The sequence below is a fragment of the Sphingobacterium sp. HMA12 genome (assembly GCF_002933815.1).
Lineage (GTDB): Bacteria > Bacteroidota > Bacteroidia > Sphingobacteriales > Sphingobacteriaceae > Sphingobacterium.
On the sequence record NZ_BEYR01000008.1, the window covers coordinates 104506 to 129038 of the forward strand.

General features: G+C 40.0%; 21 protein-coding genes and 2 tRNA genes. 6 read left to right on the top strand and 17 right to left on the bottom strand.

The window, feature by feature from the left end; all coding sequences use genetic code 11:
* Positions 1-13: 13 nt before the first annotated feature.
* The 3 genes from HMAT_RS25760 to HMAT_RS25770 all read right to left on the bottom strand — a co-directional run bounded on the left by HMAT_RS25760 (position 14) and on the right by HMAT_RS25770 (position 2739).
* A complete protein-coding gene (locus HMAT_RS25760; protein WP_104385709.1) occupies positions 14-1930 on the bottom strand; it encodes a peptide-N-glycosidase F-related protein in 1917 nt (638 codons plus the stop codon).
* A gap of 370 nt (positions 1931-2300) precedes the next feature.
* Positions 2301-2374: transfer RNA gene (locus HMAT_RS25765), tRNA-Met, on the bottom strand.
* 291 nt (positions 2375-2665) lie between these two features.
* Positions 2666-2739: transfer RNA gene (locus HMAT_RS25770), tRNA-Met, on the bottom strand.
* A gap of 65 nt (positions 2740-2804) precedes the next feature.
* Between HMAT_RS25770 and HMAT_RS25775 the strand changes: the two genes are divergently transcribed.
* The 5 genes from HMAT_RS25775 (at position 2805) to HMAT_RS25795 (ending at position 8167) form a co-directional block, all read left to right on the top strand.
* Entirely contained in the window at positions 2805-3182 is a 378-nt protein-coding gene (locus HMAT_RS25775) for an START-like domain-containing protein (RefSeq protein ID WP_104385710.1), read from the top strand.
* A gap of 101 nt (positions 3183-3283) precedes the next feature.
* Positions 3284-4768, top strand: a complete 1485-nt coding sequence (locus HMAT_RS25780) for an LptF/LptG family permease (protein WP_104385711.1) — start codon at positions 3284-3286, stop codon at positions 4766-4768.
* Positions 4769-4839: 71 nt separating this feature from the next.
* A complete protein-coding gene (locus HMAT_RS25785; RefSeq protein WP_077437666.1) occupies positions 4840-6054 on the top strand; it encodes a bifunctional 3,4-dihydroxy-2-butanone-4-phosphate synthase/GTP cyclohydrolase II in 1215 nt (404 codons plus the stop codon).
* Positions 6055-6135: 81 nt separating this feature from the next.
* The gene (locus HMAT_RS25790; RefSeq protein WP_104385712.1) at positions 6136-6570 is read left to right on the top strand and encodes a thiol-disulfide oxidoreductase DCC family protein; all 435 of its coding nucleotides are present in this window, start codon (positions 6136-6138) and stop codon (positions 6568-6570) included.
* 157 nt (positions 6571-6727) lie between these two features.
* Positions 6728-8167 (top strand): NAD-dependent succinate-semialdehyde dehydrogenase, encoded by a 1440-nt coding sequence (locus HMAT_RS25795; RefSeq protein ID WP_305852151.1) that lies wholly within the window; start codon positions 6728-6730, stop codon positions 8165-8167.
* A 162-nt stretch (positions 8168-8329) separates the two neighbouring features.
* Here the strand turns inward: HMAT_RS25795 and HMAT_RS25800 are convergent, their stop codons facing one another.
* The 13 genes from HMAT_RS25800 to HMAT_RS25860 form a co-directional block, all read right to left on the bottom strand.
* A complete protein-coding gene (locus HMAT_RS25800; RefSeq protein WP_104385714.1) occupies positions 8330-9136 on the bottom strand; it encodes a DUF4476 domain-containing protein in 807 nt (268 codons plus the stop codon).
* Between the two features lie 56 nt (positions 9137-9192).
* A complete protein-coding gene (locus HMAT_RS25805; RefSeq protein WP_104385715.1) occupies positions 9193-9753 on the bottom strand; it encodes a CopD family protein in 561 nt (186 codons plus the stop codon).
* Between the two features lie 223 nt (positions 9754-9976).
* The gene (locus HMAT_RS25810; RefSeq protein ID WP_104385716.1) at positions 9977-11878 is read right to left on the bottom strand and encodes a glycoside hydrolase; all 1902 of its coding nucleotides are present in this window, start codon (positions 11876-11878) and stop codon (positions 9977-9979) included.
* Entirely contained in the window at positions 11875-12477 is a 603-nt protein-coding gene (locus tag HMAT_RS25815) for a lysine exporter LysO family protein (protein WP_104385717.1), read from the bottom strand. The genes HMAT_RS25810 and HMAT_RS25815 overlap by 4 nt, the downstream gene beginning before the upstream one ends.
* Positions 12467-12742, bottom strand: a complete 276-nt coding sequence (locus tag HMAT_RS25820) for a LysO family transporter (protein WP_104385718.1) — start codon at positions 12740-12742, stop codon at positions 12467-12469. Before HMAT_RS25820 ends, HMAT_RS25815 begins: the two co-directional genes overlap by 11 nt.
* A 5-nt stretch (positions 12743-12747) precedes the next feature.
* Entirely contained in the window at positions 12748-14271 is a 1524-nt protein-coding gene (locus HMAT_RS25825; protein ID WP_104385719.1) for a RagB/SusD family nutrient uptake outer membrane protein, read from the bottom strand.
* 41 nt (positions 14272-14312) lie between these two features.
* Positions 14313-17675, bottom strand: coding sequence for a TonB-dependent receptor (locus tag HMAT_RS25830; RefSeq protein ID WP_104385720.1), 3363 nt, complete (start codon positions 17673-17675; stop codon positions 14313-14315).
* A 46-nt stretch (positions 17676-17721) separates the two neighbouring features.
* Positions 17722-18738 (bottom strand): FecR family protein, encoded by a 1017-nt coding sequence (locus tag HMAT_RS25835; protein WP_104385721.1) that lies wholly within the window; start codon positions 18736-18738, stop codon positions 17722-17724.
* A 77-nt stretch (positions 18739-18815) separates the two neighbouring features.
* Positions 18816-19412, bottom strand: a complete 597-nt coding sequence (locus HMAT_RS25840; protein WP_104385722.1) for an RNA polymerase sigma-70 factor — start codon at positions 19410-19412, stop codon at positions 18816-18818.
* Between the two features lie 276 nt (positions 19413-19688).
* Positions 19689-20726: a uroporphyrinogen decarboxylase gene (hemE, locus tag HMAT_RS25845; protein WP_104385723.1), complete on the bottom strand. Its 1038-nt coding sequence runs from the start codon at positions 20724-20726 to the stop codon at positions 19689-19691.
* A complete protein-coding gene (locus HMAT_RS25850; protein ID WP_233789607.1) occupies positions 20726-21244 on the bottom strand; it encodes a hypothetical protein in 519 nt (172 codons plus the stop codon). The genes hemE and HMAT_RS25850 overlap by 1 nt, the downstream gene beginning before the upstream one ends.
* Before the next feature lie 10 nt (positions 21245-21254).
* Positions 21255-21962: a response regulator transcription factor gene (locus tag HMAT_RS25855; RefSeq protein ID WP_104385724.1), complete on the bottom strand. Its 708-nt coding sequence runs from the start codon at positions 21960-21962 to the stop codon at positions 21255-21257.
* Positions 21952-22827 (bottom strand): sensor histidine kinase KdpD, encoded by an 876-nt coding sequence (locus tag HMAT_RS25860; RefSeq protein WP_104385725.1) that lies wholly within the window; start codon positions 22825-22827, stop codon positions 21952-21954. The genes HMAT_RS25855 and HMAT_RS25860 overlap by 11 nt, the downstream gene beginning before the upstream one ends.
* 118 nt (positions 22828-22945) lie before the next feature.
* Here HMAT_RS25860 and HMAT_RS25865 point away from each other — a divergent pair, with 118 nt between their 5' ends.
* Positions 22946-23650, top strand: coding sequence for a YjjG family noncanonical pyrimidine nucleotidase (locus HMAT_RS25865; RefSeq protein WP_104385726.1), 705 nt, complete (start codon positions 22946-22948; stop codon positions 23648-23650).
* A 29-nt stretch (positions 23651-23679) separates the two neighbouring features.
* On the opposite strand, the gene HMAT_RS25870 is transcribed toward HMAT_RS25865, so the two are convergent.
* Entirely contained in the window at positions 23680-24489 is an 810-nt protein-coding gene (locus HMAT_RS25870) for a DUF1080 domain-containing protein (RefSeq protein WP_104385727.1), read from the bottom strand.
* Positions 24490-24533 lie beyond the last annotated feature (44 nt).

A 24533-nucleotide genomic window follows, 5' to 3' on the forward strand; every position in this document is an offset into this window, starting at 1 on the left:
GTGTATTTCACTATTACTTTTTATTGATCCGCCCTTTAAACCGGCTGATACCATCCATAAAAGCTTCCACAATTATCCTTCCTTTAGGAAGATGATTAAGATCGTAGTTGAACACAGCATTTTTAACAGCTTTATATTCGTGCATCTGCCACTGTACACCATCAACGGTTATCCGCACGGTCATATCGCTCAGCTTATTCGACACCACATTTAATTGCGTTTGGTCAACCACCGATCTTGGATACAGGGAAAATGCATATCGAGCCTTTGTTGTATCCATTTCAAAACCCGAAACAGCCTTAAAGCTAAACATTTCTCCTATTCCACAATCACTTTCAAATGCATGAATAAGATTTCCCTTCAGGTCAAAAATGCGCAGATAACCGTCTCCATTTTCGGGTTGTGCCCAAAACTGTAGTCCATTTCCAGCCGTATCTATCAGGCGAAGGGAGTAGTTGCCTTCGGCGACCCGTATCGTATCAGTATACAGTGTGAGTGCTGTCAATTGTGCTTCCTTTTTTTGAAAAATTGTATCCTGTTGAGCATTTATTAAAAAAATACGGTTGTCTTGAGGTGTTTTATTTGTAAGAAATTTCACAACAAATTCATTGGGAAATTTCTCTGGCGCTGTAAAAACAGCTTTCATTTCATTGTCCTCTGACCATGCATCTTTCTTACCGTTCGGTTTGACAAGTTCTACATGGAAGACATTTTCACCATCTTTTTCTTGAATTTCCCCCGGTAGCAGCACGTCTGCCACTTGATTAAACGAAAGATTTCCCCTCCAATGAAATGTTTTTGAAGGATAGCCCTTAGTTCCGTACACTATTATAAGAGAATGCAGTGGATCCGCCCCGAGATTTCTAAAGGATATCCGTGGGCCCGAACTAGCTGGATTTAATCTCGAAAAACGTTGCTCGTCGTTTGGTACCATAATAGATTCGACGGCCACATCTATTTTTTGCTTGGGCTTCGAATAATGAAACAAATAAGCTGAGATATTTTCAACCGCCTGTATATTATCAGAGGCAGTATAAGGTTCCATACGCAATGCTGCAGTATGGCGTCCGGGCTTTGTAAACACATCAATTACATCGGGTTGCTGCAGATCACCGGGACACCAATACGCCCGATCAAAGATCCAGGTCCCGCCTTGTGGGTACAAAGGGTTATCGCTACACTTTTTCCACATATCCCGCAGGTCGACAACCTTTCCGTCGAGCATGAGTTCACGCCATCGCGTACAAAACTCGCTGCAACCACGAGGTTTGTCCATACCATGTCCTGTATGTTGAATTCGTATCCGGCTTAGAGCCGCATGCCCTAGCGATTCGTAAGTTACCGGCGTTAAATTCTCTTCTATTTTCTCGTTGGGATCGCCGTATTTATAGGCCTTATTCCACAAAGGTGTTATGCCCAAAGGTGTAACAACTGGAGGACCCGATAAAATTTCGAAATCTATGTTAAGTGCCCAACCTACTGTTTTATCTTCAAAACCCGAGTGTACATATACAATCTCAACACTATCCCGCAAAAAAGGGGCAAAGTCAGTCACATCTACCTGCCACTTCCAGCTCCACCCCTTATTGTAAATGCTCCCATAGGGCGTAAGCATCCGGCCCAATTCATAGTTGAGCTCCTGTCCTTTCGCTCCCCCTTTGCGTCTCAATACGATATGATCCAGATAATCCCAATGTGCCGTGTTCAAGCTATCAGGGCTTCCCAAAGTGACATGCATAGTTATTTTTCTTACAGGGGAATCGGCATTAGGAAATACCCCCCACGCAGGATAAGGATTTGCACCTTTAGCAGCATCACAAATAATAGTCGTACGGTTGTGCGTGACAACGTGGTTTATTGCTTGCTTTTGTGCAATAGCATGATAACCGATCATAAGCCACACTAGAATAAGAATAGGTCTGAAGTTCATTATAGAATAAAAAATAATAGGTAAGAAACCGTGCAAATATACATGAATTTAACGTCACAACCTATCAGCAGCAGCAGGCAGGCATAGCTAACACAGAAACGGTATTACACAATCGCGCATGAGCACTAGCAGACGGCTGTCGATAGGCAGCCATGAGATGAAACCGAGCCAATAATATAAGATCGCCGGTGCGCAGGACACAATGAATATCAGCCAGTAGATCTTCTAAAGTTCAAGCAACTGCCCCACTAACTCAAAGATACTTTTCCAATTAAATGATATCGAAAAAACGCTTGTTAATCAAAGGGTTATTCCAAAAAACTATTCCAAAAAAAAAGGAAAGTCTGTAATGAGACTTTCCTTTTTAAAGTAGCGGGGAGCAGGATCGAACTGCCGACCTCAGGGTTATGAATCCTGCGCTCTAACCATCTGAGCTACCCCGCCGTTTCGGTATGCAAATATACCACTTCACCTGTCAATTCAAAAGATTTTTTTATTTTTTTTAAGGATTTATTACGATCAAAAACCTATATCCCACACAACAAACTCATTCTTAACGAACTAAAATAACGGCTTAGTCTAAAAAAAATCGGTATAAGATGGTGGAGATTTTAAATACAGAAAATTGTGAAAAAGCCTTCAACTTTTCACAAAAAAACTTGCAATAACAAAATAAATATGTATTATTACAAATAATAAGTTTATGCGATAGAAAGCAAAATGGAAAGAGATTTGTAGCGGGGAGCAGAATCGAACTGCCGACCTTTGGGTTATGAATCCAACGCTCTAACCATCTGAGCTACCCCGCCATTTTGGGAATGCAAATATAGCTTATTTTTGATTTAAACAAACTAATATTTAAAAAAACATTTATATGGCAGATAAAATAAAATTCCAACTAGAATATATCATCAACTCTTCACCTAGAATTTTATTTCCGTATTTGCAAGAACCAAACGAACTGGCACAGTGGTTTGCAGATGATGTAAACTATAAAGACACTATTTATACCTTCATTTGGGACGACGAACCGCATCGCGCAAAAATCGTAGCTTCCAAAGAAAACAAATCAGTGCGTTTTAAGTGGCTCGATGATGATCCTTACTATTTCGATCTAGAGATAGATCAAGATGAGCTGACAAACGATGTTGCACTTAAAATAATAGATTTTGCTAAAGAAGAGGACTTGGAAAATAGAAAATTAATCTGGAAAAATTCAATCGTCTATCTTCAGAGTGTTATAGGTGCGTAAAAAAACCTATCTTTGCAATATATTTTCTCCAAGGGCTCTAAAAGAGCTCCTTGGCTGGAAGATGCTTTAATGTAAAGGCATCAATTTGCTTAGCGTCACGGATGAAAAAGGTTCATTTACTTATTCTTCAAGCTTTCATTAAACCATTCATTGTCACATTTTTTATTGTGATGTTTGTGTTATTGATGCTTTTCCTATTCAAATACATTGATGATCTGATCGGAAAAGGATTTGAATGGTATACCATTATGGAGCTCATTGGGTATCAATGCATTGTTCAAATTCAAATGGCAATGCCCTTATCCATGCTATTGTCTTCCATTATGACCTTCGGTAACCTAGGGGAAAGCTATGAGCTTGTGGCGATCAAAGCGGCAGGCGTATCACTACGCAAGGCCATGACTCCCCTATTTGTACTTGTTGCAATTTTTGCCACAAGTTCTTTTCTATTTTCCGATTTCATCCTGCCGGTCGTCAACCTGAAAATGGGGACCCTATTGACAGATGTGCGAAATAAAAAAGCAGATTTTCTAATCAAACCGGGTATTTTTAACAATACAATTCCAGGGTATTCCATTCGTGCAAGAGGAAAAAATAAGGGGGGCACGATTCTCTATGATCTGATGATCTATGATCATCGTGGCGGCAATACGGCCAACAATGTTTTGATGGCTAAAGAGGGATACATTTATAATTCGCCTGACAATAGCTATATGATCCTCAAATTGAAGGATGGGATACGCTATGAAGAGTCGCGCACAAAAAACTCAAAAACATACGATCCACGCCAGCAATTCACACGTTTTAAGTTTAAAGAAACGGAACAGAAGTTTGACATGGGGAGTTTTCAACAGGGCAAAACAGATGAAAGTCTTTTCAAAAGTCACCATGCCATGTTGAATCTCAAGCAACTTGATATGTATATTGACTCGAACCATATTAAAATTGACAGTATGGGAAAAGCAATTACAAGGACCTTGGATACCCGTTATAATATCTATTCAAAGTATTTTAATGCCAGTCAACCGGGTCAACCTAAAGTAAAGGAAGCGAAAGTAAAGCCTTATAACGATTTAATAGCCGATCTAGTACCGCCTGAACAACGGACACAGGTCACCATGAATGCCCTGAGCCAGCTAAACTATTTGAAAGAAGACCTTAATAGCCGTACACTTGAATTTAAGGACTATAAGACAAAAGATATTCGATATCGGATCGAATGGCATAGAAAATTTACATTAGCGGTATCCTGTCTACTTTTATTTGCTATTGGAGCACCTTTAGGCGCTATTATTAGAAAAGGCGGTCTCGGTCTTCCGGTCGTTATGGCCATCATCTTCTTCCTAATCTATCATATCATCTCTACAGTTGCCGAAAAAACAGCCAAAGATGGTGCGATATCGTCGGCAGTAGGTATGTGGATGGCGATCATCGTATTGACGCCACTGGCGGCATTTTTAACCTATAAGTCAACCACAGATTCAGCACTCTTTGATATCGATCAATATAAAATAAAAGCTGAAGCGGCCTGGAAGTGGATCAAAGAGAAATTTGGTAAAAAGGATAAATTAAAAGAATCACATTAGATTTTTGACAGCCTTATTATAAATAAAATTAGATTCTATACTAACTTTGTATCTATACAATATAACAATAAATGGAATTCAAATTAAACACGATCGAAGAAGCGATCGCTGATATACAAGCAGGAAAAGTAGTTATCGTCGTAGATGACGAAGATCGTGAAAATGAAGGTGATTTCATCACCGCCGCCCGCAACGCAACTCCCGAGATTATCAATTTTATGGCAACCCATGGCCGGGGTTTAGTATGTGCTCCTATTACCAAAGAAAGAGCTGATGCTTTACATCTTGACCTCATGGTAGGGCAAAATACAGCCGTTTACGAGACTAATTTTACGGTTTCTATTGACTTACAGGGATACGGCTGTACAACGGGAATCTCAGCATCTGATCGTTCAAAGACCATCAAGGCTATGATCGACCCAAATATTCACTACGAGGAGTTGGGCAGACCAGGACATATCTTTCCATTGATTGCTAAAGACGGTGGTGTACTGCGTCGTACAGGACATACTGAAGCAACTGTTGACCTTGCTCGTTTGGCAGGTTTTGAACCAGCAGGTGTATTGGTCGAAATCTTAAAAGAAGATGGCGAAATGGCAAGACTACCAGAATTAATGGAAGTTGCCAAAAAATTTGATTTAAAAATTATCAGTATTGAAGACCTTATTGAATACCGCTTAAAACACGATTCGTTGATCAATGAAGAAGTAACGGTCAATATGCCTACACAATATGGTGATTTTCAAATGAAAGCCTTTACACAAAAAGATACCGGCGAACAACATCTTGCCCTTTATAAAGGAGAATGGAACGAAGATGAACCTATTCTTGTCCGTGTACATAGCTCTTGTGTGACCGGCGATATTTTTGGCTCCTGCCGTTGTGACTGTGGACCTCAACTTCACAAGGCAATGGAAATGATCCAAAATGAAGGAAAAGGGGTGATTGTCTATATGAATCAGGAAGGCCGCGGTATTGGACTGATCAATAAATTGCATGCTTACAAATTGCAAGAGAATGGATTGGATACTGTTGATGCCAATACACAACTTGGATTTAAAGCTGACTTGAGAGACTATGGGGTAGGAGCACAAATCCTGCGAAACCTTGGGGTAACAAAAATGCGCCTAATGTCCAATAACCCAACAAAACGTGCCGGATTGGTCGGTTATGGTTTAGAAATTGTAGAAAACGTTCCAATTGAAATAACAGCTAATCCTTACAACGAGGAATATCTGAAAACAAAACGGGATCGTATGGGTCATACCATTATGAAAAACTTATAATAAAAATCGAAAAGAATATTTCAAAAGCGGTTTTTTTATACGGAAAAAAACCGCTTTTTTTATAAAAGATGTGATGTTATCATGGCAGTTCGTTCGGGAAATAGAAGTAACTTTATACTAATGGATAAGCAAGGGAAACATATCATCTTTTTTGACGGTGATTGCTTAGTTTGTAATCGTTTTGTTCAAATCCTATTGAAAATAGATACCAATAATAGGTTTCTGTTTAGTTCCTTACAGTCTGACTTCGCTAAAGATAATTTAAATGTTATTCCAAAAAATATAGATTCCATCGTTTATTTATCATCAACAGGTTGTTATATCAAAAGCGAGGCGATATTGAATATCTGCAAAACGTTAGGTCTTCCCTATTCAATTTTCTATTTTATAAAAATACTGCCGAAAAAATGGCGGGACGCAGGCTATGAGTACTTTGCAAAAAATCGCTACAAATGGTTTGGCACCAATACGTATTGTACGCTTCCCAATGAGCAGCAACGGAAAAAATTCGTCTAAGTAAATCGTCCCATAAAATCGTTTGTTTGCAAACAATAGGCTGAAGAATATTGTTCCAAAAGCAGCTGTTATACCAAACAGTCCAAGAGGATCTATCCACAAGAATACATAAGGAAAGGGCCCAAGCAATAAAATTCCTTGTAAAAAACAAAAACTAATGAGTCCAATGAAAAATCCACTCTTAATTGACAAAGCCTATATCAACGGAAAATTCATCACATCAAAAAATAGGTTTGATGTCGTCAATCCCGCCACTGGGAAAACGATTGCATCCTTACCTGATTTAAAGGTTGCAGATTGCACAAAAGCCATACAGGCTGCTGACAAAGCCTGGAAAAGCTGGAAAAATATAACAACTTCGGAACGATGTGCCATTGTGCGCAATTGGTACAATCTCATTCAACAGAATAAAGATTTACTTGCTGAAATTATGACACTTGAGAGCGGAAAGCCGCTCAATGAATCAAAAGTAGAAGTAGATTACGGAAATTCATTTGTTGAGTGGTATGCCGAAGAAGGTAAGAGAGCCTATGGTGAAACTATCCCAGTCCAGAAAAAAGGAACACGAATGATGACAATCCGACAAGGAGTTGGTGTTGTTGCCGCGATTACACCCTGGAATTTCCCTTTGGCCATGATCACCCGAAAGGTCGCTCCCGCACTCGTTGCAGGCTGTACAGTTATACTCAAACCCGCATCCCAAACACCTTTATCTGCAATCGCATTAGTCAAACTAGCCGAAGAAGCAGGCCTGCCAAAAGGTGTCTTTAACGTGATTACCGGAAGGGACAGCGCTGGTATCGGAAAGGAACTTGCCACTAACAATCTGGTGCGAAAACTTTCTTTTACGGGATCTACTGAAGTTGGCAGGACATTAATCGAACAATCAGCTTCAAACATTAAGAAGGTCTCTATGGAACTCGGTGGAAATGCACCTTTTCTTGTGTTTAATGACGCAGATATTGATGCCGCCGTGGAAGGTGCTATTGCCGGTAAATTCCGTAATTCTGGGCAAACCTGCGTGTCAATCAACCGTTTTCTGATCCAGGAAGATGTATACGATGCCTTTGCCACAAAACTCATTCAAGCTGTACGTCAACTAAAGGTGGGCAACGGCTTAGACAAGGGGGTTCAAGTTGGACCTTTGATCAATGCCAAAGGTTTGGAAAAAGTACAGCATCATGTCCAAGATGCTTTAAAGCATGGAGCAGAACTGGCAACAGGAGGCACTGTGATCAAAGACCTATTCTTCCAGCCAACTGTACTGACCAATATCCCTAAAGAGGCACTGATATTTCACGAGGAAACTTTCGGCCCAGTCTGTGCATTATTCAGTTTCAAAACAGAGGAAGACGGTATTGCCATGGCCAATCAGACTGAATTTGGTCTTGCCTCCTATTTCTACAGCACCAATATCAATCGTTGCTTCCGTGTTGCCGAACAATTGGAGGCGGGTATGGTCGGTGTTAATACGGGATTAATATCAAATGCAGCAGCCCCATTTGGTGGCGTAAAAGAATCTGGCGTCGGCCGTGAGGGATCAAAACATGGACTCGATGAGTACATGGAATTGAAGTACATCTGTTTCGGCGAATAATTACGATATAGCTTAACTGAAAGGGACTGTTTGCCAAAGAATCCATTGTTGTTTTGAAATCTGACGCAAATAGCCCCCTTGTTCATACAGCCAATTCTCGTTTAATTTCATTCATAGGCAATTGCAGTTGAAAAGACCCAATTCAATCCGAACCTCCCGCAGCTAATGCTGAGTTTTAATAAATGCTGCCAATTTCTCCCGAGTTGAACTAAATGACAGTGCCGCGCCTACTTTATCATAGTTCTCTTTGTCAAGACAGCTTGTATAGGCATATTTAGCAAAAGCCAATTTATTGTCGTCTCTTATAAATAATTCCATGAGGTCTATGATTTCAGAACTGCGCAACCGCCTATTTTTCAATTCCTGGGTAGCGACCTGCAAGCGATCCTGATCATTTTCTTTTTGGTTGAGTAGATCATTCAACTGGTTCGCATCATTTTTATCCTGATAACCAGTATTGTCGATCGGATCTTCCTGATATTGTTGATTATTACTTCTACCACCCTCAGACTGGCCATATCCCTCGTTTTGTTGTTGATCCCGATCGTATCTATTCTCATTATTAGTGCCGTCATTATAGTTATCCCTGTTCCGATAATTATCATTATACCGATCTACAGGATTCATCGATTCCAGTACAATCCCCCGATTCCCCCCACGGCTGCTTACTGAAAATACAACATCCATATATTGACCATTTCCGTTGACGAGCTGCACACCTCTTCCGTTTAAAGTTCTCTGCTGTCTGTTTGCAAAGACAATACGGAGATTATATCTCGGGTTTTGCAAATTCGGCACACAAAGGTCAATCGACGGTCTATTATTGTACAAAACATTATTGATATAAAGAAAGAAGGGAACATCGGTCGAATAAATATTTAGTGTTCCGCCATAAGGTCTATAACGTTGGGCGAATCCTCCAGTTGCAATAGCAAGCAACATGATCACGGTCAAAAGTCTCTTGTACATATTCCTTTTCAATTTATAATCGTTCGACTAACGAGAATAGAAAAGGATTAAGAAAACTAAGAATTTAACGTTTTGTTCGAATTACTTTTATTTCTGAACTTTTTGTAGAGCTTCACAGCCATCATTAAGGAGATCGACAATATTAAAAGTCCAAGGACACCAAATATCCAATTGAGGGCAGACTTTAATACAACGGTAAATACGATTGCAAATAATAAGACGGTCGCCAGCTCATTCCAAAGACGCAATTTGGTCGAGGACCAAGCCGATGATTCCCCTTTTAACTGAAACATAATACGTTGGCAAGCGAAATGATAAAGGATCAACCCTAATACAAAAGTGAGCTTAACATGCATCCAGCCCATGGTCAATAATCCCGGATTGATATACAGCATAACGAGGGCAGCCACAATGGTGAGATACATGGCGGGTGTCGTGATGATCCACCACAATTTACTCTCCATCAGTATAAACTGTTTATGCAAAACCCCATACTCTTCTGCAGATTTGGATTTAGCTTCGGTATGGTAAATGAATAAGCGAACGATATAAAATAATCCAGCCATCCAACAAACCACAAAGATAATATGAACTGCTTTTGCGTATAAATAGACCATGGATACAAAAATAAGAAAAGTTAGGGGCAATCAATAAAGCTAGGCTTTAATTAGATAAATCTTACATATAGTATACAAAAAGACAAAAGTCCATCTCTATTACATAACTATAGTTTTCAGTAATGCATATTAAATAATAAACGCTTCAAATCCGGCATAGATTGTACAACTACCAGATCCGAAGTGTTGTTATCTCTCCGATTTTCAACTCATCTAATTTTTTCTACTGAGAAGTTTTCAGTTCCTTATATAACAAAAATAAGTGTGCAGCAGACCAACTAAAATGGGGTGCTTTGAGTCTTTTACCCGTGCGTGCCTCATAGTTTTCATGAATTGGCCCATTATCGGATAATCCCTCCAGTCGCTCAAAGACCTGTTTGGTATACAGATCGGCCTCCTTTTGATAATTATATTTCCTTAAACCAGAAATTGCGAAATAGACCTGATCCAACCAAATAGGCCCGCGCCAGTATCCCCTATCCATGAATTTAGCGTTGTCTAGGGCAGCAGTAGGAAATGGTACAAAGGAGGCAAATTTACTGGTATCCTGCATTACACGAACCACAGCCTCAGCTTGCCGCAAAGTAGCTAAACCTGTCCACAATGGCGACCAACCTTCGGGACCAAAACATGGGATAAGCGCTCCATCCAGTTTGCGGTCAAAATAATACCCCCGCTCTTGATCGAAGAAGTAATCCATGGCAAGGTAGGATTCTGTTTTCCCCCGAAATGGTACACCGAGCAATTCTGCAAATTGCATCAGATATTTTCGTTCCAACTCGAGATAAGCACTGAGCTCCACAGACTCTTGATTCATACTCCAGGCCCCTTCTTCATTCCATAACATCTGGGTACTGTCGTACCGAATAGCGTTGTCCATACCACTTTCCCACTTAGCGGCTTCCAATGTTCCATCTGTAGCACCGTACTCACAGATACCATTTTTATTGTGATCCCGGTAGCGAAACCACCATTCATGGTACAAGACTAGTTTATCATACATTTCCCGTACAAACGATAGGTCATGATCAGCTTCATAGATCGCATTGACCGCCCAGGCAGCTAATGGCGGCTTGGAATCACGATAATTATTCTCTCGATGGTCCGTATAGATACAATCGGCAATCATCCCGACACTATCCTGAAAGTCAAACATAGCGCGGACTTGATCTTTCGCCAAAGCGGGATCTATTTGCGCCAATGCAACGGCATGCTTCCATGAATCCCAGGCCCAAAATCCAACAAAGTAGTCGGCCACATGCGAAGGGACAACACCATCGTGTTTTAATTCTTTTTTTGCACTCCGCCAATTGCTCATCAGCGTCATCATGCTTTTCACCATAATGCGATGTTCCTGCATGGACAGTTCCCGACGAGTATTTGAGCTGATATAATTCGCCCAGCGTGCTGTATGCTGTATGCTCAAAGCCCTGCTTTGCTCAAGCGCGGCTTCTGCCGCTAAAAGTGCTTTTTCTAAAGTGATTGGGTTGGCATAATGGGTCAGGACAATCTCCGTATCGGCTTTTTCTAAATGAGCCTCATATTTCCCTTGATCACAGTTTAGCTTCACACCAGCCTTAAAAGACAGAAAAAGAAGTTCTCCATTTGGAAGTTTCGACCACAGGGTATTGCCTGCCAGTGTCCATTCCCCTTGATTGAGATTGCCATATATCCATAGTACCTTTGATGCTTTGTTTTTAATATGCAATATGGCTGTTGTTGACGAGACCATTTTTAAGGTCTGTTCTACTTCCATATCCTTTCCCCGCAAACGCATCCACAAGCGATCTGGATAATAACAGCTGCTGTCACGGTTCAGTAGATTTTTTTCTCCTGTCGGAGCTGTCCCAATCTGCAGCAATGCACTACTTAACCAGGTACGCCCATCTAGATCATAAGGTCCACAAAAACCGGTCGCGGTCTTATTTTCATGAATGCCAAATCCGATCCAAGCCCCACGATCAGTATAAAAGGGATTTGTTCGGCGAGTGACACCTTCTGGTTGTTGCTCGACCCTTAACAATCCACCATAGCCATCCATTTTAGGGGCCTTGACCGTATTGCATCCTATCAAAATCAAACAAAAACTAATTGTAACCCATAAGGTTTCGATCTTATTTCTCATAAATAACAAAAAAAAGTAACTAAAAAGGGTACACTGAGGTCAATCAAAATACCATGAATGATCGCAACGAGAACATATTGTTTGCCGGAATATTGTGTGATAATCGGTAATGCAGTATCCATACTTGTGGCTCCGGCAACAGAAATCGGCGCCAATGGGCCAAACCATTTTCGAGCTAATGGAGCAATCAATAGCGCCAACAGTTCACGCATCAAATTCGACATCAATGCTATAGTTCCTAATGTGACACCCTTATATTGTGTAATAAAAATACTTGATAAAGAGTAGTAACCAAATCCAGATCCTACAGCCATGCTTTCAGCAGTATTCCAGTCCCGGATAAAGAAGCTGATGACTAAGGTACCGAACAATGTCCCAGTGATAGTTGCCAAGGGAGAAAGTACGATGCTTAAATTAACTTTTCGTAGAGATACCAAGAGTTCCCTATCATACCCAATGGTAATCCCGACCAAAAACATCAATGCATAGAGGACATAAGTATTCCATTCTTCCTTCAACAGTTCGGTGGGAATAATCCCTTTGAGACCAACAAAAACACCTACGATAAAAAATGCGAGAATGATTAAACTACCTTTCATGCCTGCTAAAGAAAAAACGATAAACGAACCACGAGAAAAGAACACTTCCAGCTACTCCGGCCAATGTGATCAGAATAGCTTGCAACCCCAATGTATCCAAATTGTCTACTATTTTTGGATTTTGCCCGACCTCGCGTCCCAAGAAAAACAATAGGGCAAATACGACCAGTCGGACAAGAATACCTGTATGTTTAAGAATAGGAAAGGACCGAAGTCCTATCCCTATTCCTACACCTAAAAGCATGATAAAAAAAACAGTAAACATGCTCCTTAATTAATTTTATCATTTGATTTGATCTCCAATAATGGGACAGGATAAAAGTTGTGCTTAGCCGGATCAAAACTATTCCGCCCGATAGCTTGTAATGCTTCTTTCGCTTTCCCCCATCTTCTCATATCGTAGAATCGGGTATTTTCCAACGCAAACTCCACGATACGCTCATGTTCAATTCGTTTTTTGACTTCGGTAACAGACAAATTCAACGCAAGTGCTGGCATATCTGCCCGCTGGCGTACCTGATTGATTAAAGGGATAGCATCTGCAGGACGATTACGTTCATTTAAGGTTTCAGCCAATAATAATAAAACATCAGCATAACGCATTAATGGAAGATTAACAGCTGTGCGGGACTTATCTAAATCCGCAGCTGTTCGTGGTAAATACTTTCTGAAGCTTGCCCGGTCAGATCCAGCCCCAAATATTTCATCGTAGGTAAAGCCATAAACTCCCCCATTCTTCAAATCATTAAAATAAGGATCATTACAGAATACCGTCTGGTACATTCGTGAGTCATAACGTCCTGTTGTCGCGATCTTCCCCTCCTTTTTAAATTCATTTAAGAGCATCTTGCTCGGTAAGATTTCATCCCAACCGCCCAGTTCCCCTACAGCGATCCACTTATGCAGTGCAGTACGGTAACTTGCGCCATTAGCGGTATTATCGGTAAATTGAAGTTCAAAAATAGATTCTGCACTATTTTTATTGGTACCGTCAAACATGGATAGGAAATCCTTTTCTAGGCTGTATCCAGATACCGCTTTAAAAGCCTGTTCTGCTTTTCCGAGAAGCTCGTTCTTTTTGGCTGTATTTTCATATGCTGAGGTTAAATAACTGTAGCCGAGGTAGGCATTCGCCGCTCCTCTGGTTGCTCGACCAACATTGCCCGCCCCCTGTTTCACAGGCAAATTGCCAACCGCAGTCTCCAGATCCCCGATAATAAAAGCCCACGCTTCATCACGTGTAGACAAAGCCTTATTAATCTTTTCTTCACTGGTAATATATTGGTCTCGAATGACGATCTTCTCCCAGTTGAGCAAGAGTTTTAAATGATAATAGGCACGTAAGAACTTCGCTTCGGCAATAATCTGATTTTTCTTATTTGCGTCCATTTCAATTGGCGAAGTCTTCTCGATCACTTGATTTGCATAAGAAATACCGCGATAGGCTTTACTCCAATAGGCCGTAAACTGACTATTACCATTTGTATAACTAAAATTATAGAGTTCCACCCAGGTTTGGTAGTTCAATGCATCACTACCGATTTCACAAGCATCCTCACGATAGGCCTCGACGGGAAATTTTACCTCTGCAAATTCCCATACATCAGTAGCGGCTTCCAACTGCGAATAGGCAGCAGAAAGTCCAGACTCAGCATCCTCGGCATTACGCCAGAAGTTATCTGAAGTAAGTTTGTCCGGCGATGTTAAATCCAATTTATCGCTGCAGGACAATGTTGTGCTTAGTGCACAAGCGATACAAAGAATCCACTTATAATTTATTCTATTCTTTTTCATCTTCTAGTTTCTTTAATTATGATACAATAGATAACCTAGTCTTAAAATGTAAATTGAACTCCAAAGGAATAGGACTTGGTAAATGGAAAAATATAACGATCTACCCCCGTATTCAACACACTGGATTTATTGTTAACTCCAGATGGTGCAAACTCGGGATCAATCCCCTTGTATTTTGTCCAGGTATATATATTCTGTCCACTGATATAAAACCGTAGATTTTCTGAACGGATCGCATGCAATAAATTTTTCGGCAAAGTATACCCAATCTGCAGCTGACGTAGTCTAATAAAATTACCTGATTCTAAAAAGCGTGTGGACTCGCGACTATTTCCATTTGGATCTTGTAATACAGCACGCGGAACATCAGTATTACGGTTGTTTTCTGTCCATGCATTTAATGTACTGCTCAAAAAGTTTGATCCAGAACTCATGGCTTCAAAAAAGTACCTATTCCCGTTATAGAGTTTATGTCCCCAACCGCTTCCGATCAATGCCGAAAAATCAAATCCTTTATAAGAGGCGCCAAGGTTCAGTCCCACCTCCAATTTGGGAATCCCCGTACCACTATATTTTTTGTCTTCATCATCAATGATACCATTGCCATCAACATCGATAAAACGGATATCGCCCGGTTTGGCATTCTCTTGTAGTAATTTACCTTCCTGGTTGACATGTTTATCCACCTCTTCTATGCTCTGAAAGATACCATCGCTTTGGTAAAGGAAGAACCCTCCGATAGGGTAACCTACACGGGTCTGATTCGGAAAATGTTCCGTATCGAATTTTAAACCATTCCCCAAAAGAATCTGATCCTCGTTAGCGAGACTCACCACTTTATTTTTTAAAGTTGACAAGTTTAATCCGATATCGTATTGAAACGCATTCTTTCGATTTGCATATTTGAGTTCAAGCTCAAAACCTGAGTTTCGGATCTTTCCGACATTTAATGTCGGATCCTCCAACCCCGCGGATGGCGCCACTTTCTTGGTGATCAAAAGATCATTGGTAGTCTTTATAAAGTAATTTACCGAACCTTTCAACAAATTGTTGAACAGACCAAAGTCTGCGCCTATATTTTTTGACTCCGTTGTCTCCCAGCTCAACAGTCGATTCTCAAGCCCCATTGCGGTACTACCGGGCCAAGGATTTCCACTTCCGCGCACATATCCCATGTACAAATTATTGTAAGTACTGATCAGCGCCTGGTGGTCGTAATACCCTAATGCCACCTCATTTCCGAGTTTCCCCCAGCTTGCTCTTAATTTCAGATTAGATACGAAGGATTCTTTCGGGAAGAATGATTCCTCATCGATCTTCCAGCCCAATGCAATTGAAGGAAAACTTCCATATCGGCTATCTTTTCCAAATTTGGATGAGCCGTCACGACGTAAGGTTAACTGTAAAAGGTAACGATCGGCATACGAATAATTGACACGTCCAAAGATTGACATGCGATTATAGTCATATTTCGAACCATCCGCAGAAAACGTTCCGCCTTGGCCTGAACTAATCGTCATAAAATTTGGATCTAGAAACCCTTCTGCGCTTTCTTTAGTCACTAGTCCTCCATTTTCAACAGAATAGACAATCTTTTTGCCTTCTACCCCTACATTATTCCAATTGGATTCCTGCATATTCAACGAACTACCCAAAAGCGCGTTTAAACTATGTTTTCCAAATTCTGTTTTATAGTTCAGGAGATTATCAAAGACCTGCTCCTGCCAATAGCTACGCCCTTCGGAATAAAAAGGGAATTCATAGGGGTTCTTTTCATCAGAAGCAAATGGTGGATAATGGAAATAGTTCTGTGTATTAATCGCGTTAAAGGCATAACTTGTTTTAAAGGTTAAACCTTTCATAATATCTATACTAACAAAAGCATTTCCGGCGAAATCCTGTTTTTTTGTCCAACTCGTTTTATAATGCTCATCGGCAACCACATTGACATTATTGGGAATACCACCCCAATTTGTCAAACCAAAACCACCTTTTTCCGCGGAGTCATACACTGGTACCAAAGGCGAAATCATATAGGCTTCTTTTAGACTAAAGTTGGGACCATGATATTTCGAATTCGTGTAGGCCATACTCCCTTCCACGGTAAAGATATTTTTCTTGGTCGCCAATTTCATACGGACATTTTCCTTTTTGAAATCGTTCGCGATAACGACACCTTTGTCATTACTTAAATTCGCGGACAGGGAATAGCGGGTATTGTCTTGCCCGCCCCTGATGGCGACACTATTCGCTGTAGAAAGTCCGGTACGGAACACCTCCTCTTGCCAATCCGTATTATTCATACCCGTTTTGTTGATATAGTCGGGGAGTTTGACCGGCGTCGTAGCATACTTATTGTATTCTTCATACATTTGACGGTGCACTTTTACATAACCGTCAGCATCGAGTACTTTTAGTCGATTGGACGTTTCTGTTACATTCGTAAAGCTATTGATGTCTACCAGAATTTTTCCGGCTTTACCGGCTTTCGTTGTGACGATAACAACACCATTGGCAGCCACAGAACCATATATTGCGGCAGCGGCACCATCTTTGAGTACCTCCATGCTCTCAATATCATTGGGGTTGACATTACTGATTGTACCTGGGAAACCATCTATGATATACAAGGGTTCATTACTGCCGAAGGTATTGACCCCACGAATCTTGACCTGTACTCCCGCTCCGGCAATACCGCTATTTTTCTGCACATTGACACCGGCAGCCACCCCTTGTAACGCCTCAGCCGGGTTTGTCGTCGCGCGTTTTGCCAGATCTTTTGTGCTAATACTTGTTATTGCACCCGTGACATCAGACTTCTTTAAAGTACCGTATCCGATCACAACGACTTCGTCAAGTTCTCTATTTCCACTATTTAAAGTAATATCGATATCTTTTCCCGCCTGTACGTTAATCTGTTGGTTTTGGTAGCCCACATAGCTCACTTGGAGTAAGTCTCTCGCTTTGACTTCTAGGGAAAAAGCGCCGGATAGATCTGTCGCGACAGTCTTTCCGCTACCCGACGCATGTATACTCACTCCCGCTAGTGGCTCCCTCTTTTCATTTACTACAGTCCCTTTTACTTGCCCCGTTTGTTGTTTGTTTGTAGCCTTACGTTTTAATAAAATCCTTTTCCCCGTAATATCATATGTAATCGAGCTCTCTTGTAGCGCATCCTTCAACAGAGCTTCCAAGCTGCTTGCCTGACTGTCATAAAAAAGTGGTGTCTTAACATCTACATCCGAATTACTGAACATAAATGAATAGCCATATTTCTTTTCGACAATCTCGATAAGTGACTTAAGATTTGAAGACTCCTTTTTGCCTGATATCTGCTGTGCGTTTACAGCAAAGAAAGTCTGGCTGAGGAGCAAAAGACTCATCAGAATAGGTTTCTTTTTCATAATTTATGGTATATTTTGTTTTAAGTTGTTTACATCATCATTTTGGTTATTGTGTTTTTGAAACTATAGCAACAGATTTGCCTTCTATGGTATAATGGATTGGTGTAATGACATTGATCAATTCCAAAATTTCACGTAGACTTTCAGTTTTCACTTTGAAAGTATAATGTCTATCGGACTCTGCCCCCTTCCAATTGATATTGACACCATACCAACGTTCCAATTTCTTGAGCACGCTATCCAAAGATTCGTTCTCAAAAACAAGTTCCTCAGATTTCCAGGTGCTGTATTGTACCGCATCCAATTGACGTATCTGTGTATACTGACCAGTCCGTTTATCCAATTGGATCCAATCATTAGGTCTTAACTCACCGATCAGTTTTCCATGTTTATCTTTTATCGCTATTTTTCCACGCAGCAAGGATACCTCTATCTTGGCATCATCCGCATAGGCTGAAACATCAAAAGCAGTTCCTTTCACCACAACATCCAAATGCGAAGTCTGTACGGTAAAGGGCATATTTTCCTTTTTCACCACATCAAAAAATGCCTCGCCTTCGAGCGTAATCTTGCGATCATGTTGGTTGAAAGCATGCGAATAGATCATTTTTGTACCCGCATTTAACCAAGCTTTTGATCCATCAGGTAATATAACCTGTGACTTTTGCCCCAAAGCCGTATAAACAACTGTCTGCTCCTGCGAAGATGTATGCATCGAAATATTACGCTGAATAAAATATGTGCCCAATGTCCCTGACAGAAAAATAAGAATTGCAGCAGCACTGACCAACCACCAAAAACGGTTACGGTCAAAAACAATAGTTTTAACAACAGGTTGAATACGATCCTGGATTTTGTTCCATATCCGTGGACGATCCGCTAGATCAATGATCAACGGCGGTTCTTTGAGATGTATCCATTCGTTTTCCAACTGCAAAAGATCATGACGATTTTGTTCACTTGAATCGAGCCAAGCTACAATCACTTCATTTTCCTTTACATCACTTTCTTTTTTTAGATATCGAACTAATTGCTCCAGTGACGGCTTATAACTGCTATTCATTATTTTGGGTTTACGACAAATAGACACCTAGAGCGGAGAAAACCCCTAAAAGATTTTGTATTTTTTTAAAAAAATATTTAAACGAGTGTAGAAAGGCCTGCACCACACATCGTTAAAACCAATAAAATCGAATCTGGATACAGTATTTGATAGCGTTCAAGTATATGTGCCCGTATTTTTTTAGAGGCAATGGACATCTGATTTTCGACTGTTTTGATGGATATTTGTAGTTCTTGTGCGGCCTGCTGGTAAGTTTTCTGTTTTTCTTTACAGTATTGATAGACGATTTTACATTTTTCCGGTAATTTGCCGACAGCTTCCTGATAAACAATGGAAAACTCTTCCATATTGATACACTCCTCTGCTTCCTGACGGATCATTTCTTCTTTAAACCAACGTTCCAAATGAGCAGTACGCGCACTTTCATTGCGTAGGGCATTGAGCACACGGTTACGAGCAGCCCGATAAAGGTAAGTCTTGACATGGAAAATATGGATCTGATCCCGATCTTCCCACAATTTAACAAACACATCCTGCAAACAGTCCTCCACTAACTGCACGTCACGTGTATAATACCCCAAGAAACGGCAAAGCTCGTCAAAATAGTGATGAAACACTTCTTCCAGTGCTTCTTCATTAATCAGCAGTCCATCCAGCAAGGTATTTTTACTCATTTATTAGGTTTTGCGACTAAGCTATAAAATAAAACAAGATTTACAAAAAAAGTAAGTGTGCTCATTTTAACATATTTTGCACGAATTTTCGCCATACCTGCTATAATCCCAATTTTTACGCATTATTAAACAATAAAAATCTTAGTTTTAACGATTTACAGCTGCCATCTCCTGTTCAAAAAAAAGACCTGCTAGTTGTAGCAAGTCTTCTTTCTTCTCGATCGGATATTTATCTAAAATCTTATTTCGTTTTTAGAATTCAATACAATCAAAAGTTTAATAGCTAAATTCTTTCACAACCTCGATTGCGTATTTTACATTATCGAAAGGAATATCAGGCATGATACCATGTCCCAAGTTGAATATAAAACCATTCTCTCCGCGCATGCGCTCAAATAATTCTATAATCTTCTTTTTGATAACAGGTTTTTCGGCATATAATACAAAAGGATCTAAATTTCCCTGAACTGCAATTCCCTGAGGCAAAGATTGCTTCATATTTTTAAGATCGGCATTCCAGTCGATCGAAACAACATCTGGCTGCGCCTCTACCATCATCGGAGCAAAGACAGATGATCCTTTACAGAAGGATATGACAGGAATATCCTTGCGGTTCAATTTGGAGATGATCTGTTTGTTGTAGTAATGTGAAAAATCACGGTAGTCATTCCATGATAAGGCCAACGCCCAACTATCAAATAATTGGATCGCATTTACGCCTGCGGCGATCTGCATGTTAAGATATTCTACTGTTACATCAGCAATCTTTTGAAGGATTGTATGCGCCAATTCAGGTTGATTGTTTAACATCAACTTCGTCAATTTAAAGTCTTTTGACGAACCGCCTTCAACCAAATAACTTAAAATAGTAAAAGGTGCTCCCGCAAAACCGATCAATGGGATACGATTATCAAGACGTTGTTGAATTACTTTTATGGCATCCGCAACATACTGCAATTTATCCAGACAATCGGTTGATAATGCATCAGCATCTTTGACAGAACGAATCGGATTAGAAAAACGAGGGCCTACTCCTTGTTCAAATGACAGATCTCCACCCATTGCCTCAGCTGTAACCAAAATATCCGAAAACAAGATCGCCGCATCTATTCCCAACAAATCCACTGGCAGCATCGTTACGTCTGCTGCAATCTCTGGGGTTTTGCACATTTCGAGAAAAGAATACTTGTTTTTGATATCCCAGTATTCTTTCATAAAGCGTCCAGCCTGACGCATCATCCACACCGGAGGTCTCTCCGTTTGCTGCGAGAACGCAGCCCTAATCAATAAGTCGTTTTGTAAAGTAGTACTCACTATAAATGTTTTGAAATTTCGTTTTCTATTTTTGTAATAATACTGACCTGTCTTGCAGTTAAATGCAATTTGCTAGCCACATCTGTATATGCCCTTGCTCTTTCATAATCAGTCTTTCGCAGTGCAATATTGGCCAAATTGATCATTACCATACCTTTTTCATTATCTTTTTTCCAAGGTAAACGGGAGGCCAGCTGAAAATGGTATTCAGCCGCATCGATATGTCCCTCTTTTAGGGCTATATTTCCCATCATGAATTCATAAAAATTACGACGGCCCTTACGAAGGGTATCCGGATTTTTTATTTCGGATAACAAGCTTTTTGTCTTTTCATAGTCCTGTCTATGAAAAGCTTGTGTTGCCAAGAAAACTGATCCCTCCCGGAAATGGCTCCAAATTAGATAACCAATTCCACCAGCCAGCAAGACAGCTGTTTGATAATGCCCTTGGTATAAACCATAGCCCAAAAGTAACGCAGCAATAAAAATAACGGCTATTCTAGCCTTAATTGTCATCATCTTTTATTTGCTATGCATTATTGTCGGTAAATTTATAACCAACACCTCGGATAGAGTGAAAAAAGATCGGATGTTTTTGATCAGGCTCAAAATATTTCCGAAACGTCAAAATGAAATTGTCAATGGTACGCGTCGAAGGATAAACATCATAATTCCATACAGTTTCTAAAATCTGCTCACGGGAAACGGCTTCATTACGACGTTCGATCAACAGCTTCAATAGCATAGTCTCTTTTTTCGTTAATGACGTAATCGTTCCATCTGCATGATGCAATTCGTAAGAATTAAAATAGATGGTCTTGTCACCGATTTGATAAGAATTCAATTCTTTTAGATCATCAGGTTTCATGCCGCGACGAACCAAATTTCCTACACGGAGAATCAACTCTTCTAGATTGAACGGTTTTACCAAATAATCATCGGCACCTTTTTTTAGTCCAGTGATACGGTCTTCGCTACTGTTCTTGGCAGTCAAAAACATGATAGGAACCTCTGTATTCTGTAGTCGGATTGTTTCTGCAACTTGAAATCCGTCAATTTCAGGGATCATAACGTCCAATATCACGAGATTGAAACGTTCCTCTTTAAAAACTTTCAATGCTTTTTTTCCGTCAGTAGCCGTAGTGACACGGTAACCTTCCATTTCGAGATTCAACTTGATTGCTTCTAACAAGTGTTCTTCATCTTCGACAAGTAATATTCTTTGTTTACTTTGCATTTCTTTCAAATGTTACTTCAAAAATACTCCCTTTAGGAGTGTTATCTTTAACTTTAATGGTCGCATCGTGCTTCTGCAACACAGTTTTCACGATATATAACCCCAAACCAGTGCCTTTGGTTTTCCGTGTTGCTTCACTTCCCACGCGATAAAACTTATTAAAGATAAGTTTTTTCTCTTCATCACTGATACCGATACCATGGTCAGCAACAGAAAAAATTATTTTATTACTCTCCGTATATAGTTTGACATCCACCATGGCGCAAGCCGGTGAATATTTAATAGCATTCTCAATGAGGTTTGTCACGACATTACTGATCGCAAATTTATCACCATGGATAATAATGTCCGATTCCAAGTAAGGTTTCAATACCTGTGAACTACATGAATTTTTTTGAAGCCGATCGACAATTTGCTCCACCAAAGAAGTAAAGTTAAAATCCTCCTTGGGCATGCTGTAATTGCGGCTGTCCAGTTTGGTTGTCATCAAGACATTCTCTACCAGATCATCCAATCGCTCAATATCTTTTAGGGAATTTCTTAAAAAAGTCTGCTGTTGCTCTTTATCCAGATCCCGTCGCAAAATGGTCTGAATATAGAGTTTGACTGAAGCCAAAGGAGATTTCAACTCATGCGTAATAGCCAAAAGGAAATTTTGCTGCTGTTGCAACAATTTCTGTTCTCGCTCTACCAAGCGCTTTAACCGCCACGCACCCCATAAAAAAATGATCAAGAAGAAAATGCCCTCGCCTATAATCATATTTTTTTTGCTTGGATCAAACCGGATGAACATCACCCCCCACCATATCAACTGCATGATCGCGTAAAACAAAAGGAAATAAAAGAGTAAAAGCGCTTTCTTCATGTAGCAAAAATAGCTATTCATCAAGGCATTCGGAAATATCCTAAAGATTATGACACAAAGAAGAAAATTAGCCGATTCACAATAATATAAAATCGCTGCGTAGGTGGTATATTTGTATATGTTTAATCGTGAAAAAAAGGATATTTTCTTTGATTTGGATCATACCATCTGGGATTTTGACAAAAATGCCGAAGAAAGTCTCCACGAATTATATTTTAAATACAAGTTTGACAGCTTGTTTGACAAGGAGTCCCCAAACCGTTTCATTGAAACTTATACGATCAACAATCATCGACTTTGGGGCTTATACCACCATGGAAAAATCTCCAAACCTGAGTTAAGAAAAGCTCGCTTCGCTGATACATTTACCGAATTGGGTGTAGACCCCGAATTATTTCCGGAAGAATTTGAACTGGAATACCTCGCAATCTGTCCCCAAAAGACAAATCTATTCCCACATGCACACGAAACCCTGTCTTATCTGGACGAAAAATACAACCTGCATTTGATTTCCAATGGTTTTAAAGAGGCTTGTGAGACCAAATTGGAAAAAAGCAATTTGAACAGATATTTCAAAAATATTTTTATTTCTGAAGTCGTCGGGGTGAACAAACCCGATCCGAAGATCTTTCAATTCGCACTGGAAACGACAGGAGCACAAGCGCAACAATCATTGATGATCGGTGATAATCTGGATGCGGATGTACGTGGAGCCATGAATGTCGGAATGGACGCAATTTTCTTTAATCCGAATAGTGCCGAACAACCTGAAGACGTACCGCATATGATCCTCGATCTGAAAGAATTACAATCTATATTATAACAAAAAAGCAGCTTTAAAAGCTGCTTTTTTTATTTTAAAACTTTTACGGTTATATTCTTAAACCAAACATCATTTCCATGATCTTGAAGACCGATTAGTCCTGATTTGCTGTCTCCACCTACATGGCTCAGCAACTCAAAAGCCAACGGCCATTTTTCTTCACTGAATTTACTTTTTTGCAATAGGTCAATCCATGATTTATCCCACAAGGTATATTCAACTACTTTTACACCATTTTGGAAATGCTCCACTTTACCATTGTTCACACGGATCTTCACTTTATTCCATTCGCCATAAGGTTTGCCATTTTGTGGTTTTGCGGGAATCATATCATACAAAGATGTAGATTTCCGGTTTCCATCAACACCCATTTTAGCATCCGGATGGTTTTCGTTGTCAAGAACCTGACATTCCGGAGATGAAATATAAATCGGTTGACCTTCTACCTCTTTAGCCAAGAAGAAAATCCCTGAATTTGCGCCTTTGGCAACCTTCCACTCCATTTCCAATTCAAAATTTTTAAAATCATGGGCAAAAATCAGATCTCCACCTTCATCTTTACCTACATTTGCCTGGCTATCAAATTTAATTGCACCTTCGTTGATAACCCATCTTTTGGGCACTACAGTTTTATCATATCCTCTCCAGCCTTCCATCGAAGTACCATCGAAAATAACATATGCTCCAGCTTTATTCTTTTTGAATTTCTTGATATCCACACGGGGTAAATCCAAAATTTTGTACGCTGGGATCTCTTTTTTTGCTTGCGCTACGGCAGTATTTAGATGTGCTGAAAATGCCATCACCGATACTGCAAGAACTGTTTTTAATAACTTCATTCTTTTTAGTTTTAGGTTTGTTTCAAAATTAAAATTACATATTT

Coding starts and splice junctions, on each gene's coding strand:
- HMAT_RS25810 (WP_104385716.1), bottom strand. CDS start 11,878: ATGAGAAATAAGATCGAAACCTTATGGGTTACAATTAGTTTTTGTTTG.
- HMAT_RS25835 (WP_104385721.1), bottom strand. CDS start 18,738: ATGAATAGCAGTTATAAGCCGTCACTGGAGCAATTAGTTCGATATCTA.
- HMAT_RS25825 (WP_104385719.1), bottom strand. CDS start 14,271: ATGAAAAAGAATAGAATAAATTATAAGTGGATTCTTTGTATCGCTTGT.
- HMAT_RS25820 (WP_104385718.1), bottom strand. CDS start 12,742: ATGTTTACTGTTTTTTTTATCATGCTTTTAGGTGTAGGAATAGGGATA.
- HMAT_RS25830 (WP_104385720.1), bottom strand. CDS start 17,675: ATGAAAAAGAAACCTATTCTGATGAGTCTTTTGCTCCTCAGCCAGACT.
- HMAT_RS25760 (WP_104385709.1), bottom strand. CDS start 1,930: ATGAACTTCAGACCTATTCTTATTCTAGTGTGGCTTATGATCGGTTAT.
- HMAT_RS25860 (WP_104385725.1), bottom strand. CDS start 22,827: ATGAAGAAAGCGCTTTTACTCTTTTATTTCCTTTTGTTTTACGCGATC.
- HMAT_RS25850 (WP_233789607.1), bottom strand. CDS start 21,244: ATGATGACAATTAAGGCTAGAATAGCCGTTATTTTTATTGCTGCGTTA.
- HMAT_RS25865 (WP_104385726.1), top strand. CDS start 22,946: ATGTTTAATCGTGAAAAAAAGGATATTTTCTTTGATTTGGATCATACC.
- HMAT_RS25800 (WP_104385714.1), bottom strand. CDS start 9,136: ATGTACAAGAGACTTTTGACCGTGATCATGTTGCTTGCTATTGCAACT.
- HMAT_RS25795 (WP_305852151.1), top strand. CDS start 6,728: ATGAGTCCAATGAAAAATCCACTCTTAATTGACAAAGCCTATATCAAC.
- HMAT_RS25775 (WP_104385710.1), top strand. CDS start 2,805: ATGGCAGATAAAATAAAATTCCAACTAGAATATATCATCAACTCTTCA.
- HMAT_RS25785 (WP_077437666.1), top strand. CDS start 4,840: ATGGAATTCAAATTAAACACGATCGAAGAAGCGATCGCTGATATACAA.
- HMAT_RS25815 (WP_104385717.1), bottom strand. CDS start 12,477: ATGAAAGGTAGTTTAATCATTCTCGCATTTTTTATCGTAGGTGTTTTT.
- HMAT_RS25870 (WP_104385727.1), bottom strand. CDS start 24,489: ATGAAGTTATTAAAAACAGTTCTTGCAGTATCGGTGATGGCATTTTCA.
- HMAT_RS25840 (WP_104385722.1), bottom strand. CDS start 19,412: ATGAGTAAAAATACCTTGCTGGATGGACTGCTGATTAATGAAGAAGCA.
- HMAT_RS25790 (WP_104385712.1), top strand. CDS start 6,136: ATGGCAGTTCGTTCGGGAAATAGAAGTAACTTTATACTAATGGATAAG.
- HMAT_RS25805 (WP_104385715.1), bottom strand. CDS start 9,753: ATGGTCTATTTATACGCAAAAGCAGTTCATATTATCTTTGTGGTTTGT.
- HMAT_RS25780 (WP_104385711.1), top strand. CDS start 3,284: ATGAAAAAGGTTCATTTACTTATTCTTCAAGCTTTCATTAAACCATTC.
- HMAT_RS25855 (WP_104385724.1), bottom strand. CDS start 21,962: ATGCAAAGTAAACAAAGAATATTACTTGTCGAAGATGAAGAACACTTG.